This is a genomic window from Chelativorans salis (genome assembly GCF_025336525.1).
GTDB lineage: Bacteria > Pseudomonadota > Alphaproteobacteria > Rhizobiales > Rhizobiaceae > Chelativorans > Chelativorans salis.
The window spans coordinates 945,201-959,074 of the sequence record NZ_JAOCZP010000001.1 but is presented as its reverse complement, the minus strand read 5'-3'; the positions used below and the strand labels follow the sequence as shown (position 1 = coordinate 959,074).

The window sequence follows — 13,874 nt, the reverse complement described above, 5'->3', positions numbered from 1 at the left end:
CCCTTTGAAATCGAATGGAGGTTGGTGTGACGGAACCAGCTCTTGAGCAGAACCTGGATGAACGGGAGGATATCCCGACGCATGTCGATCTTAATGCGGAATTCGAGGAGTCGGGCGTCAAGGATGTGCTCGCCGATCTCGACCGCGAACTGATCGGGCTCGCGCCGGTTAAAAAACGTATTCGCGAGACGGCTGCGCTCCTTATGGTGGAACGCGCCCGCAGACGCATGGGCCTTGCCAATGAAACGCCGACGCTCCACATGAGCTTCACCGGCAATCCCGGCACCGGCAAGACGACGGTGGCACTGCGGATGGCCGATCTCCTGCACCGTCTCGGCTATATCCGAAAGGGCCATCTCGTCTCCGTCACACGCGACGATCTCGTGGGGCAATACATCGGCCACACTGCTCCCAAGACGAAGGAGATACTCAAGAAGGCGATGGGCGGTGTGCTGTTCATCGACGAGGCCTATTATCTCTATCGGCAGGAGAACGAGCGCGACTACGGCCAGGAGGCGATCGAAATCCTGTTGCAGGTGATGGAGAACCAGCGCGACGATCTCGTCGTCATCCTTGCCGGCTATGCCGATCGCATGGACCGCTTCTTCTCAAGCAATCCCGGCTTCCGCTCGCGCATCGCCCACCACATCGATTTTCCCGACTACACGGATGAGGAGCTTCTGCGGATCTCAGAAAAAATGCTGGAAGAGCAGAACTATCATCTCGACGCGGAGGCCGAAGGCATGATGGCAGACTATGTGCGGGCCCGCCGGACGCAGCCGCATTTCGCCAACGCGCGCTCCATCCGCAACGCGCTCGACCGCGCCCGGCTACGCCAGGCGAACCGGTTGTTCGAAAACGCTCTTGGTCCACTCGATGCCGAAACGCTGTCGACGATTTCCGCCGAGGACATTAGCGCGAGCCGCGTTTTTTCCATCGCGGTCAAAAACGCAGAGAAGCAGGCGCGATGATACCACGATCTTTAAAGGTGCCATGAAGGCCGCCTCTGCCGCGAATATCGAAGCAGTTCGTTGCGCCGCCGACGGAGTTTTGAACGCTATGAGAGATCGACGTTATCAGCCGCTGACGGCATAAGTAACAAACCTGTTTAGCAATTTTGTACGTCGACGCCGACACACATGTTGCCGGGGCCGGCTGCGCCATTTATCCTGCGCCTCACAGAGGTGTCGTATCAACGACACCGCAATTGGGAGGAGGAGGGTGACGATGTTCATCCTGATAGTCGACGACCATCCGTTGGTCTGTTCGGCGCTTGAAGTCACGTTGAAAAACGGACTCCAATCCTGTGAGGTCCTGCAGGCGCATTCAGCAGCGGAGGCTCTGGAAAAGATCCGGGAGAACCTAGACATAGACCTGGTTCTTCTTGATTTGAAATTACCCGACGTAGATGGCTTCCAAGGGCTTTCTCAGCTGCGCCAGGAAGCGCCCCGGCTGCCGATCCTGGTGCTTTCGGGATTAGATGATGCGCGTCTCGCTGAATTGGTGGAAAGCTACGGGGCATTTGGTTTCCTCAATAAGAAAGCCGATGCCGAGGAGATTGTTGGTACCGTGCGCAGGGTTCTTCGAGGTGAGAAGGCTTTTCCGGCGGCAGCTGCATCCTGCGCTCACGGCAACATCGAAGACGCCGACCATGTTGCACGTGCCCTTCACCGTCTCACGCCGCAACAGAGAACGGTTTTGCGCATGCTGGGCGAAGGGTTGCTCAACAAGCAGATTGCCTATGAGCTCTCGATCAGCGAATCCACGGTGAAGGGGCACGTCTCGGCCATTCTGCGCAAATTCGAAGTGCCGTCGCGTATGCAGGCGGTTCTTCTGGCTCAGGGGGGCGTCTTCGATCAGGCGCCGGGCATGGGGTCGGCCGCAGGCACCAGGTCGGCGCCGGCCTCGGTTGAAAGATGAAACAGGTAGGCGCGTAGCTGCGCAGGCTTCACCGGCTTGGAAAAATATTCGATGCGTTTGGCACGCGCGCGTTCCTTGATGGCGCGCGAGTGGTCGGCTGTCACTAGGATGCCCGGCAGATCGTGCCCGAAATGCTCGCGCAGAAGAATGATCGCGTCGATGCCGTCGATATCGCCATCCAGATGAAGGTCGGCGACGACGGCCAGCGGCGTCAGCGCCTTGTGTTGCACGAGGTCGAGCAGCCCCAGGTATGAGGGGGCGGTGACGCTCTCCATCTGCCAATGGCTGAAAAGCGTCGTCATGGCATGGGCAACGCTTTCGTCGTTCTCCAGCACGAAGAGATGGCCCTCCGTTCTCGGCCTGCTGTCGTGCCGCCGACCGTCGGTGCCCGCGCCATCCTGTTCCTGTTGCGCTCGCAGTTGAGGACCCGTCGTCTTGAGCGGCACAACAACCGAGAAACAGGAACCTCGCCCGACTTCCGAATGCAGCTTGACTTCATGTCCGAGCAGATCGGCCGCCCGTCTGACGATCGCCAGGCCGAGGCCCAGCCCGCTCATCTGAGATGTGGGGGACACCGCACGTCTGAACTCCTCGAAGATTGCTTCACGATCCTGTTGCGGAATGCCGGAACCGGTGTCGTGGATTTCGATAGAAAGCGCTCGGCCCTTGCGTCTGGCGCCGAGCAGGATTGAGCCCGTCTCGGTGTATTTGATCGCGTTTGAAAGAAGATTCTGGATGATGCGCCGCAAAAGCTGCGCGTCTGACCAAACGACTGCCGAAGAGCCGACCAGCCGCAGCTGCAGCCCCTTCTGGTGGGCAAGTGCATCGAATTCCGCCTTGAGGGTTTCCAGCAACGCACCCACGTCGATGGCGGCGAGCTTGGGCTGATAGCCTCCCGCGTCCATCTTCGAGATGTCGAGGATAGTGCCGAGGAGAGCCTCGGTGGACTGAAATGCGTTGCCGAGCTTGTCGAGCAGCTCGTGCCCTTCCTGACCGACGAAATGAGATGTCTCCAAGGCAGAAAGGTAAAGCCGTGCTGCGTTGAGCGGCTGCAGAAGATCGTGACTCGCGGCAGCCAGAAAGCGTGTCTTGCTCAAATTGGCCGCCTCGGCCGCCTTCCGCGTGCGTTCCAGATCCGCCATCGTCTTTTCGTGTCTGAGAACCTCGTCCTGCAATATCTCGTTGAGGCGTGTCAGTTCCCTGGTCCGCTCCTGGACCCGCTTCTCCAGCTCCTCGTTGCTCCGCTCCAGGAGCTTTGCAGCGTTGATCTGAGGTGAGACGTCCGTCATCGTAACGACGAGGCCGTCGTCAGGCATGCTGCGGAAGTTGGTGGCGATGACTCGACCACCCGAATGTGAGACCTCGATGCGTAAGGGATGGCGTTTCTTGACATCGCGGATCCATTCTCGCACCGCGTCCCGCCGCTCGCGTCCCACGGTAGCTCCATGACGCCAGACAAGCCGCAGGAGCTTGCGCACGTTGGTGCCGGCGTGCATGTCCATGTAGGGAACGTTCAGGAGCATGGACGCCTGGGAGTTCCACGCGGCCAGGTTGAGATCGGCATCGAAGACCATGACGCCCTGGGCGATGCTGGCGACCGTGGTCGCAAGGATGTCCGACTGTTGCGCCAGATTGCTGAGGCGGCGGGTGTCCTCCAGTCGCCTGAACTGCGTGATGTCGCTGACAACCGTGACCTTGCCGCCTTCATCCGTCGCCCGTTCGCTTATCTGAATCCAGCGGCCGTCGCTGAGCAGTTGCTGGAATTGGCAGCGGCGTGTGCGGTGGTAGGCGATGCGCGCCGCAATCCAGGACTGCGGATCGGTGACGGCCTCGGCGATGACACCGGTTTCTGCTGCCCGTTGAATGACATCGTTGAAGTGCGTTCCCGGTTTCAGGAGATCTTCGAGCTCCGGAAATATCTTGCGATACTTGCGATTGCACAGGACGATCCGGTCGTCCTTGTCGTAGAGGATGAAGCCCTCGCCAATGGAATCGATCGCGTGCTGCAGCTGACGGCGCGCGATCTTGGCCTCGCTCATGGCACGGGCAAGGCGCTGGATGCGCTTCTCGACACTGCTTTCGATCTGAGCGACCGATTGAAAGAGCTTATAGGAATTGCCTGTCAGGTCATGGTTGCGGTCCACCTGTCGAATAAGGGCGTCGCGGATCGTCCGCAGCTTGTCGTTCTCATGCCTCAGGCGCTCCACTTCGGACTCGAGCTCACGATGGGAGAGCTTTGCGGGCGCTGTCGCGCTCATGGCGCGCTCCCGATGGCAAGCCCGGTTAGCGTTTGGCTCAGATGTAGTGACCGGTACTGTTCACCATAGGTGTTGAATCCGATCATGTTATAGCGGTTGAAGATCGGCAGCAGGTCCTTCTTGATGCCCAGCCTTTCGGCTTCTAGCCGGCGCAGGATGCAGTCGAAGCATAGGGCGATCTCCAGCCTGCCGATCCGCTCGGTGATCTGCTCCATGTTCTGCACGAGGTTGTCGCGCATGTCCTCGGGATGCGCACGGGTAAGGACGATGCCTTCGTCGATGGCACAGAAGAAATGCAGCGCGCCCTCGGCGTCGGCCTTCTGAATGGCGCGCACATGATATTCCCCACGGATCCGAACGAGCAGCGGGTTGGCCGCGAAGACCTCCGGTGTCAGCGCCTCCGGAGCCACGCCGATGAACCGGGCGTATTCCTCCGCCGCCGGTTCGGCATTTATCTTCCAGACGACCCGCTTCTCTGGATCGGCGCTGGTGATGACCAGCTTCTCATCGGTCGGCCGGAAATGCTCGAACTTGAAAACCTCCACAGGCCTGCTGGACGCACCGATAACGACCAGGGCGGTGTCTTCGAGCACATGCCCGTTATGAAAGATTTGCGTGGTGTCGAAATGCAGGTTATCGCCGGCCGACGCACCGAACACCGGCACTTCATCGAGAGCCGCATAAGCACTCGCGGCGATCTCCTCTTCGCGCCGCGACAGGCCGTCCACCAAAAGCATGGCGAAGAGATTGGCGCGGTCCGGCTCCAGCTCGCGCAACAGGTGATAATAAGCTGTTTCTATCGCCTCGCAGCCGCGCTCCATCGAATAATTGCGCAGATCAGGCAGGAGGCAGGTTTCGAAGCTGAAGGATGCTCGGTCGAATGCGACGGCAATCGCACCGCCCGCCTCATAGCAATCCTGTGTCAGGCTTCCCGCCGTGGTGCAGCCGACCAGCGTGGCCTCCGGGAAGGCCTTCGACAGCGGCCCGACAACCTCTTCGTAGGGCGTGCTTGAGGAGATGAAGGTCGCAATGAGTGTAGGGTCGCAGCCGGCGATGCCCGAGGTCAGGTCGTCTATGATCTGTGTTGGGTTCCGCGATCCGGACCAAGCGCGGGCAATAATGGGCCGTCGACTCGATGAAGGGTGTTTTACCTCAGCCTGTTCCATGGGGCGGCCGACCTCACTTCAATATTCACTGTGCCATTCGACGATAAACAACCCCTCTTGCGACAGACCACCCCGTCAGGCGGTGGATTGCGCATTCTGTCCATGCTCGACCTGGTTGCTTCGACCCTCCTCGAATGGCTTGAGCCAAGTATAAGCGCTTTCCGCGCAAAAATTGCGATGTTTTTTAGCCGGACGGCGATTCAGCTCACTCCGACGATGCCCGAATATATTCGATAACATCCTCGATCTCCCCGTCTTTTCTGAGCCCGGGGAAGGCCATCTTTGTTCCCTTGACTAGCTTCCTCGGACTTCTAAGCCAGTTACCCATGGTTTCGTCATCCCAGACAAGTTCCGACTTCTCCAGGGCACTGGAATAGGTGTAGCCCTCAACGTGTCCCGCGGGCTGTCCCATAATGCCATGAAGGCTCGGTCCAACCTTGTTGTCGCCGGGCTCGAGCGAATGGCACGCCTGACATTTGCGGAATACCTGCTTCCCGCGTTCTGCGTCCGCCGAGGCATTTCCGGTCAGGGCCAGACTGCCCAACCCCGCGACCACAAGCATGGCAAAGCCCTTTTTCATTTAATCTTCCTCCAGGATTGAACTTTGGGTTTTTAGAGAAAACACCGCACTTCAGCTTCGGTCTGGGCGCGGCGCAGTTTGGCGATGGCATCCTTGGCAAAGGGAGTTTCACGAAAGATCGCCATTCTTTCGCCGCCGCCCTGAACCTGGCGCATTCGCAGGATCGTCTCGGCCGTCGTGTAGTCCTCGAAGCTCAACAAGGAGGCGATGACGTCGATGCTGCAGGAGCACTGACGCAAGGCCGTCGCCGTCTGACCGTTCGCCGCCATACAGCCAAGCACATAGTCAGCAACCGCGTCGGTGGGATAGTCATTCGCTCGGCCTTCGACGGGGAGGAGAAGACCCGCTGCCGATATTAGAGCGAGAAACATATGTCTCATTGCAGGGCTTCCTTGAAGCGATAGGTTTCCCGAAGCAGTACCGCCTGGCCATTTTCGCCGGGTACTTCCGTCTGGATCTCGTAGATGCCTCCAGGGACCTCCTCGGAGACCATGATGCGGTAGATCTTCCTGGCTAAGGAAGGCATGCGCTGCTCGTTTGCCTCATTCTCGAACGGCCGCAGCGTGATCAGTTTGGCCGGAATGGAGCGGCCGCCAAACGTGACTGTCGCCACCTCGGTCTTTCCTTCGCCTGGCGCTCCAAGCGCCCGGCGGATGGCGTTTCTAAAGTAGCCGCCGCTGCCGCCCGTGTTCCCGTTCATCTGCGCGACGTCATGCTGCAAGAAGATCAGCAGGATTGGATTGACGCGCGATGCCGATATGGAAGGGATCGTCTGCTTGCGTGTTCGCGCGAACATCGTTCCGTCGACGCTAAAGGTGGCACCGCCATCCTCCTTTCCCACACCTTGCCTGGAGAAATTGAGGACAATCCTGTCGGTGAAGGGGGGGGCGATGGCGTCGCCGTCAAGGCGATAGTCAAAGACCAGTGTCGTATCGCCATCCAGCGCCGCGAGCTGGTTGAAACCGTAGATAGCCGAGGCCGCTGATCCCGGCAGAAGACCCTCCGGCTCACCGTCGGCGGCCGCAGTGAAAGGGAAGACGGGTGAAGAGGCCATCATTGCGGCCAGTGCGAGCGATGTAAGGAAATGGCGCCGGGAGAGCATGGTCAGTCACTCTCTCCGAGGCGGCTGGTGATGGTGCTGCCGAGCGAGAAAGCCCGCTGCTCCAGAAGCACCGGCTGCTCACACAGGTAGTTCAAGGCCTGTTCGCGCTCATTGAAAATGCGGATATCCCACTGCAGCGTTTCGGATAGGTCTTCCCGCTCGTCGGCCTCCGTCTCATCCAGGGCGACGCGGTTTTCCCGGATCCTTTCGGCCATTTGCCGCTGCCGCTCGGTAAAGCGCTTGATGCCGGCGATGATCGAAGCGCGGTCCGCATTGATGATTTCCAATGTGCGGCCGAACAGCGCCGTCAGCCTGTCGTCTCGCTTGCTTCGATCCTGGGCCGTAGCGAACGCATCTATCAGCTCCTCGGCTTCTCCCACGGATAGGCGCCGTGCCGCAATCTGCGAGGCCAACCGGCTGATTTCTGCATCGCCCTGCCATTCCTCAGGATTGGGGGCAGGTCCGCCCCAAACCTGCGCCGGCGAAATGCGCGGAACCAGGCGTTGAATGCACGGCCAATCGGAATCCTCCTGCGCCGCGGCGGGCCCAGACAGCGGAAGAAACAGCGCCAGCGCCGCGATCGGGAATGTGCATGTCGGTGTTCGCATTGGTTCTTTCTTCGCTTTGCTGATGGCATCGTGCCTTTTTTTGCGAAGCTCCGCACTTCAGGGTTTGATGGCAACGCCCCATGGAAAGCTGCCGACAGGGATCGACTTCAGGGCCTTGTCGTTTGCAACATCGATCACCGTTACGTCATTGCTCACCCCGTTCGTGGAATAGAGCTGCGTTTCATCCGGGGTCAGCGCGAGCTGCCAGACTCTTTGACCGACAAGGATGTAGTCGGTCACTTCGTAGGTTTTGCCGTCGATGACCGCGATGCGGTTGGCCGGACCCAATGCGACGAAAGCCTTGCTTCTGTCTTTCAGAATGCGCACGCCCACCGGCTGGAGTGCCTCTGGTTGCAGCCCTGCTACCTCGAATGTGATCTTGTGCTTGATCTCGCGCGTAGCTGCGTCGATGACGCTGACGGTGCCGCCAATCTCGGAGCTGACCCAGACTTCCTCGCCGTCGGCGGTGAATTCCGCGATGCGCGGCCGCTGGTCGACCAGTACGTTGTCCGAGATCTCGAATGTCGAAACATCGATGAAATGGGCCATGTTGGTAGTCTCGGAGGTGTTGACCACGGTTTTCCCGTCCGGGCTGACACCCATGCCCTCCGGCTCCACGCCGACCGGAATCTCGGCACTTGCCTCACCGTTCTCGAGATCGATCACCGTGACCAGGTTGTCGTCTTCATTGGCGACGTAGAGGTGTTTGCCGTCGGGAGAGATCACCATTAGTTCAGGGTCTGGACCTGACGGCAGCGTGCCGACGATCTTCAGGCTTTCCGTATCCAGGATCTCGATGTGATCGTCGTCGCTGGCGCAGATGTACAAGAAGCGATTGTCGCCGCCCAATGCTATGCCGCGCGGCCGGTTCCCGACCTCGACCGTGTCCATCACTTCGAGGCTGTCGCCGTCGATGATGGAAATGGAGTTTCCCTTTTCGTTGGACACGTAGACGGTCACGGCCCCGGCCGGGGCGGCTAGCAGCCCGCCGGCGACAAATACCAGGGCGCCTATGGAGGAGGGCGAATGCGGCATCGTTCGTTTCCCTTTCCAGCCTATTGCAGTGCACATCGGGTTTCAGGCATGTCGTACCCGAGGCTGTCGAGCGGGGTGCGCTCGTGCAGAAAGCCGGGTTGCGGTGATGCTGAGACGAGGATGCGTTTGTTGACCAGAAGCACCGGCTGGCGCATCTGTTGGCTCCACGGTCGGAACGAGAGCCCGACGCCTTTGAAGCCGCCAAGTGCGAAATCCTCGCCGCGCAGGTAAGAGCGCAAAGCGTCGACATCGGCCGACCCGACCCGGGTTACCGCTTCGCCGATCGCCCGGATGCCCAGCCATGCCCCATAGTCGCGCTCTTCCATCCAGCGTCCTGCAATCTCAGTGAAGCGACGCTGGAACTGTGTCGAGCCCCATTGCTCCTGAACGCGATGCCAGGATGTCGCCACGAGCCCGTGGGTTCCCGCTACTGGACGGGGGGAGAAGGTATTGAAAGGCAGGTATTCGCCGAAGATTCCACTTTCATCGGCGACAACAAGGACATCGTATTCGCCGCCCTCCTGGGTTGCGAGCGGCATTTGCTGCTGGATCTGGATATGACCGCTGTCGGTCCGCCGTGCTACGGGCGAATAGGCATACGTATCTTCGGAAACGATCTCGGTACCGAATTTCTTCGCCGAGCGCCGGATTGCGTCGGCGTAGGCGACATCGTGGTCCTGGGTTCCGGAAAGCAAGAAAATGCGGGGCCAGCGCTTCCACACTAAGAACTGGACGAGCGCATCCGTGCGCATGGAACGGCTGAGGGCCGTATGAAAAACCTGCGCATGGCAGGTGTCGGTGCGCAGGTCGTCATCTTCGACGCGGCCGTTGAAAATCAGCGTATCTGCAGCATCCGGGTGCTCGGCGATCTTCAGGAGGTCCTCCCGCGGCAGGTCGGAAATGAAGAGGCGGTGCCCAGCCTCCACCTGCTCCTGGAACGCAACCGTGACGTCTCCATCCGCCGGCACGATGGCTTCGATGAGCTCGTATTCATGCCCGAGGAACTTGCCCGTCGTCTTGTTGTCCTCAATCGCGAGGCGCGCACCCCACACGCCCGGGTCTTGAACAACCGGGTCCACGAAGGAAAGTGGTAGCCTTGGTTCCTCGGTGCGCGACAGAAAGACGATGGGAATGTCCATTGCCTGCTCCTGTGCGGCCGCAGTGCCGGCCAGCCCGCAGCAGGCAACGGCAATCATGGCTTTGAACACGCTTCCTCCCTGCGGTTCTCTATCGCTATGACGCCCCGCTCAGATACGCCGGGCACCTCCCCATTCGACTAATTACAAATCTTCATCCGGCCCGATATAGGTCAAAAGTTCTGCCCTCTCAGGAGCCGGACGGGAGAGATGGAAATCTGAGCTTTGCTCCAAGGAAAGCCCAAAAGAGGTACTTTCGGACTATGGAGCAAAATGGAGGCCATCCCGTAAAATGATTTTATGCATCATTTGGCTGCCCGGTAAGGCACACGATTATTTGGAGGAATGTCCGATATGAAATCACGCGCAGCGGTTGCTTGGGCAGCGAAGGAGCCTCTCTCTATTGAGACGGTCGAGATCGGAGGACCGAAGGCAGGCGAAGTTCTGGTTGAGATCATGGCGACCGGCATCTGCCATACCGATGCCTACACACTGTCGGGCCTTGATTCTGAAGGCAAATTTCCGGCTATCCTCGGCCATGAAGGCGCAGGAATCGTACGTGAGGTCGGCGCCGGTGTCACTTCGGTGAAAGTCGGCGATCATGTTATCCCACTTTACACGCCGGAATGCCGCCAGTGCAAAACCTGCCTGTCGCAGCGCTCCAATCTATGCACCTCGATCCGCTCGACGCAGGGGCAGGGGCTGATGCCGGATGGCACCAGCCGCTTCTCCTGCGACAGCGGTGAAGTCTTCCACTATATGGGCTGTTCGACCTTCTCGAACTTCACCGTGCTCCCCGAGATCGCCCTTGCAAAGGTTCGTGAGGACGCTCCTTTCGACAAGATCTGTTACATCGGCTGCGGTGTGACGACGGGCATCGGTGCGGTGGTATACACGGCAAAGGTGTGGCCGGGGGCGAATGTCGTCGTCTTCGGTCTCGGCGGCATCGGCCTCAACGTCATTCAGGGCGCACGCATGGTTGGCGCCGATAAGATCATCGGCGTCGATCTCAATCCCGAGAAGGCCGAGATGGCGCGCAAGTTCGGCATGACGGATTTCGTCAATCCCGATGAGGTTGGCCGAGACAAGGTGGTGGAAGCCATTGTCGATCTCACCGATGGTGGTGCAGATTTCTCCTTCGAGTGCATCGGCAACGTAAACACCATGCGCCAGGCACTGGAGTGTTGCCATCGCGGGTGGGGCGAGTCCGTTGTCATCGGCGTGGCGCCCGCCGGCGCGGAAATCTCCACGCGTCCGTTCCAACTGGTCACCGGCCGCGTATGGAAAGGGACTGCCTTCGGTGGCGCGCGCGGCCGCACCGACGTGCCGAAGATCGTCGACTGGTACATGGACGGAAAGATCAATATCGATGACTTGATCACCCACACGATGCCGCTTGAAGAAATTAACACCGCCTTTGATCTTATGCACGAGGGCAAGTCCATTCGAAGCGTAGTGATCTACTGACATTGAGTGCCGTTCCCGGAACACAGTTCCACAAAGCTGGGCGCCGCTGGTGTGCGGGCGTCAAAGGAGCGGTTTTGCGGTTTTTGTGGCCGGAGCGCTTCGAACGGAACCTGGAGTAGTCGATGAGCCAGTTCGAGGAAATATCGAGCGCCTTAAGCTTTGGCGGAAAGCAGCTGACGCTTGCCCATGGCAGCAAGGCGACAGGCACGACAATGCGGTTGAGCGTCTTCCTGCCACCGGCAGCCAAGGATGGGCGTGTGCCCGTCGTGTACTATCTGTCCGGCCTGACCTGCACCGAGGAAAATTTCACCGTGAAGGCCGGTGCCCAACGCATGGCGTCCGAACTGGGACTGATCGTCGTGGCGCCCGACACCAGCCCGCGCGGAGAGGGAGTGCCGGATTCGCCCGATTACGATCTGGGGCAGGGTGCGGGTTTCTACGTCGACGCAGTGCAAGCCCCCTGGTCGACGCATTTCAAGATGTACTCTTATGTAACCCAGGAGCTACCTGGGCTCATCGAGGAGCAGTTTCCGGTCCGTCGGGGCGCGGCGGGTATATTCGGTCACTCCATGGGCGGGCATGGGGCGTTGACTATTGCCATGCGTCACCCGGATATCTTCAAGTCGGTATCCGCCCTCTCGCCGATCGTCGCCCCATCTGCCGTACCGTGGGGGCGCAAGGCTTTCACCGCCTACCTGGGAGCCGACGAGGCTGCATGGAAAGAGCATGACGCCTGCTACCTCGCCCGTGAGCGCGGTTTTCCCGGACAAATTCTCGTCGATCAGGGCACCGCAGACCCGTTCTTGGAGGAGCAGTTGCAGACGCAGCGCTTTATCGACACACTGAAGGAAAACCGACAGTCAGCCAAGGTGCGCATGCAGCCGGGCTACGACCATTCCTATTTCTTTATAGCTACGTTCATCGATGACCATCTGCGCCATCACGCGCGCATGCTCAACGGATAGCTCTTGTGGCTCCCCCTCACGCTGCAGCGCGTCCGGCCGTCGGCCCGCCGCGTGCAGGGGTGTAGCCGATAAGGGCGGCGGCGCCGAAGATGACGAGCGTTGCTGTGACGACGCCGAGCGCCGGCAGGTTGGGCTGCCCGTAGATCGTGAAGCGGATCAGTTCCACGACATAGGTGAACGGGTTGTACTGGCATAGGTGATAGAGCGTGACGCTGCCTTCACGGATGCGCCACAGCGGATAGAGCGCGGTAGACAGGAAGAACATTGGGAAGATCAGAAAGTTCATCACCCCGGCGAAATTCTCAAGCTGTCTCACGCGCGACGAAAGGAACATGCCGAGCGCACTCAGTGCCATCCCCGTCAGGACCAGTACCGGCAGCAACGGCAGAAGGCCCGACGACGGCAGGGGCGTGCCGAAGAATGCGGCGATGAGGATGAAGGCGTAGACCTGTATGATTGACACGACGGTGCCCGAAAACATCCGTGCGATCAGCAGAAAGCCGCGCGGAAGCGGCGTTGAGAGCAGAACCCGCATCGATCCCATCTCGCGATCATAGACCATGGACAGGGAGTTCTGCATGCCGCTGAAGAGCTGGATCATGCCAATAAGGCCGGGCACGACGTAGACGTCGTAGGTGATGTAGGTCTCGTAGGGCGGTATGATCGAAAGACCGAGCGACGCGCGGAAACCGGCGGCAAAGACCAGAAGCCAGATCAACGGGCGGACAAGGGCGGCCAAAAACCGCCCTCTTTGCTGAACGAAACGGAGCAACTCGCGCGCAAGGATCGCCAGCAGGGCGCGGGAAGCGTGGCTCATGGTCATGGCGACTGCTCCTCTGGCGCGATCGTCAGCCTTGTAAATGCCTCGTCGAGTGTCGCGGCGCCGGCACTACGTACCACGTCGTCGACCTTCCCGCGGGCGACGATGATCCCCTTGTTGAGGACGATGAGGTCGTCTTCGGGTGCCACCTCATCGACTAGATGGGTGGCTAGGAAAACGCAGATCCCCTCTTCCTTGGCGAGGTAGTGGAGATGCTCGATCAGCCAGCGTCGTGTGGCAATATCAAGCCCGGTGCTGGGCTCATCGAGCAGAAGCACTGCCGGTTGGTCGATAAGTGCACGGGCGACTTCCACGCGGCGGCGCTCCCCGCCGCTCAAATTGCGAACTTTTGTCCTTGCGTGTCCGGCAAGATCGATCTGGTTGAGCAGTACTGCGATTCTTTCCCGCGCTGCGGTACGCGAAAGTCCGCGGAGGGCGGCGAAATAGCGGAGGTTCTGGTCGACGGTGAGATCAAGGTCGAGGGTTTGTGCCTGGAACACAATGCCGAGCTGCGAGAGTGCTTTCGAGCGGTTGCTTCGCAGCTTGTGTCCGGCGATTTCGATTTCTCCCCGGCGGCTGTCGAAGAGGCCCGTGATAAGCGAGAACAGGGTCGTTTTCCCCGCTCCGTTCGGTCCGAGAAGCGCAGTGACCCTGCCGGGAGTGAGGGAGAAGGAATTTTCGCTGAGCGCCTGACGTTTGCCATAGGCGTAGGAGAGGTCCTCGACCACCAACGGCTGCTGCGCACGATCGTAGGCTGTAGGCCCGGGCGCCGTGTCTTCACGTCCGCTCTTAGCCTCCATGCGCCGTCCGATGTGTT

The 13,874-nt window shown here is 59.8% G+C and carries 14 protein-coding genes; 4 read left to right on the top strand and 10 right to left on the bottom strand.

Annotated features, from left to right (window positions below):
* Positions 1-14 precede the first annotated feature (14 nt).
* Both cbbX and N5A92_RS04535 read left to right on the top strand, forming a co-directional pair.
* Positions 15-971: a CbbX protein gene (gene cbbX / locus N5A92_RS04540; protein ID WP_425248526.1), complete on the top strand. Its 957-nt coding sequence runs from the start codon at positions 15-17 to the stop codon at positions 969-971.
* Between the two features lie 256 nt (positions 972-1,227).
* Complete coding sequence (locus tag N5A92_RS04535; protein ID WP_260900676.1) at positions 1,228-1,920, top strand: response regulator transcription factor; 693 nt, start codon at positions 1,228-1,230, stop codon at positions 1,918-1,920.
* Here the strand turns inward: N5A92_RS04535 and N5A92_RS04530 are convergent.
* From N5A92_RS04530 to N5A92_RS04495, 8 genes are all read right to left on the bottom strand, one after another.
* On the bottom strand, positions 1,857-4,178 hold the full coding sequence (locus N5A92_RS04530) for a NahK/ErcS family hybrid sensor histidine kinase/response regulator (RefSeq protein WP_260900675.1): 2,322 nt from the start codon (positions 4,176-4,178) through the stop codon (positions 1,857-1,859). The two genes, N5A92_RS04535 and N5A92_RS04530, sit on opposite strands and share 64 nt — an antisense overlap.
* Complete coding sequence (locus N5A92_RS04525) at positions 4,175-5,344, bottom strand: FIST N-terminal domain-containing protein (protein ID WP_260900674.1); 1,170 nt, start codon at positions 5,342-5,344, stop codon at positions 4,175-4,177. Before N5A92_RS04525 ends, N5A92_RS04530 begins: the two co-directional genes overlap by 4 nt.
* Before the next feature lie 205 nt (positions 5,345-5,549).
* Positions 5,550-5,924: a c-type cytochrome gene (locus N5A92_RS04520; protein ID WP_260900673.1), complete on the bottom strand. Its 375-nt coding sequence runs from the start codon at positions 5,922-5,924 to the stop codon at positions 5,550-5,552.
* A gap of 32 nt (positions 5,925-5,956) precedes the next feature.
* On the bottom strand, positions 5,957-6,304 hold the full coding sequence (locus N5A92_RS04515) for a hypothetical protein (RefSeq protein ID WP_425248525.1): 348 nt from the start codon (positions 6,302-6,304) through the stop codon (positions 5,957-5,959).
* On the bottom strand, positions 6,301-7,026 hold the full coding sequence (locus N5A92_RS04510; RefSeq protein ID WP_260900671.1) for a hypothetical protein: 726 nt from the start codon (positions 7,024-7,026) through the stop codon (positions 6,301-6,303). Before N5A92_RS04510 ends, N5A92_RS04515 begins: the two co-directional genes overlap by 4 nt.
* 2 nt (positions 7,027-7,028) lie before the next feature.
* The gene (locus tag N5A92_RS04505) at positions 7,029-7,634 is read right to left on the bottom strand and encodes a hypothetical protein (protein WP_260900670.1); all 606 of its coding nucleotides are present in this window, start codon (positions 7,632-7,634) and stop codon (positions 7,029-7,031) included.
* A gap of 57 nt (positions 7,635-7,691) precedes the next feature.
* On the bottom strand, positions 7,692-8,669 hold the full coding sequence (locus N5A92_RS04500) for a YVTN family beta-propeller repeat protein (RefSeq protein WP_260900669.1): 978 nt from the start codon (positions 8,667-8,669) through the stop codon (positions 7,692-7,694).
* A 20-nt stretch (positions 8,670-8,689) separates the two neighbouring features.
* Positions 8,690-9,877 (bottom strand): ABC transporter substrate-binding protein, encoded by a 1,188-nt coding sequence (locus tag N5A92_RS04495; RefSeq protein ID WP_260900668.1) that lies wholly within the window; start codon positions 9,875-9,877, stop codon positions 8,690-8,692.
* 282 nt (positions 9,878-10,159) lie between these two features.
* Here N5A92_RS04495 and N5A92_RS04490 point away from each other — a divergent pair, with 282 nt between their 5' ends.
* Both N5A92_RS04490 and fghA read left to right on the top strand, forming a co-directional pair.
* Positions 10,160-11,272, top strand: coding sequence for an S-(hydroxymethyl)glutathione dehydrogenase/class III alcohol dehydrogenase (locus tag N5A92_RS04490; RefSeq protein WP_260900666.1), 1,113 nt, complete (start codon positions 10,160-10,162; stop codon positions 11,270-11,272).
* A gap of 122 nt (positions 11,273-11,394) precedes the next feature.
* Positions 11,395-12,237 (top strand): S-formylglutathione hydrolase, encoded by an 843-nt coding sequence (gene fghA, locus N5A92_RS04485; RefSeq protein WP_260900664.1) that lies wholly within the window; start codon positions 11,395-11,397, stop codon positions 12,235-12,237.
* 16 nt (positions 12,238-12,253) lie between these two features.
* On the opposite strand, the gene N5A92_RS04480 is transcribed toward fghA, so the two are convergent.
* Entirely contained in the window at positions 12,254-13,054 is an 801-nt protein-coding gene (locus N5A92_RS04480; RefSeq protein ID WP_260901000.1) for an ABC transporter permease, read from the bottom strand.
* Between the two features lie 2 nt (positions 13,055-13,056).
* Positions 13,057-13,857 (bottom strand): ABC transporter ATP-binding protein, encoded by an 801-nt coding sequence (locus N5A92_RS04475; RefSeq protein WP_260900662.1) that lies wholly within the window; start codon positions 13,855-13,857, stop codon positions 13,057-13,059.
* Positions 13,858-13,874 lie beyond the last annotated feature (17 nt).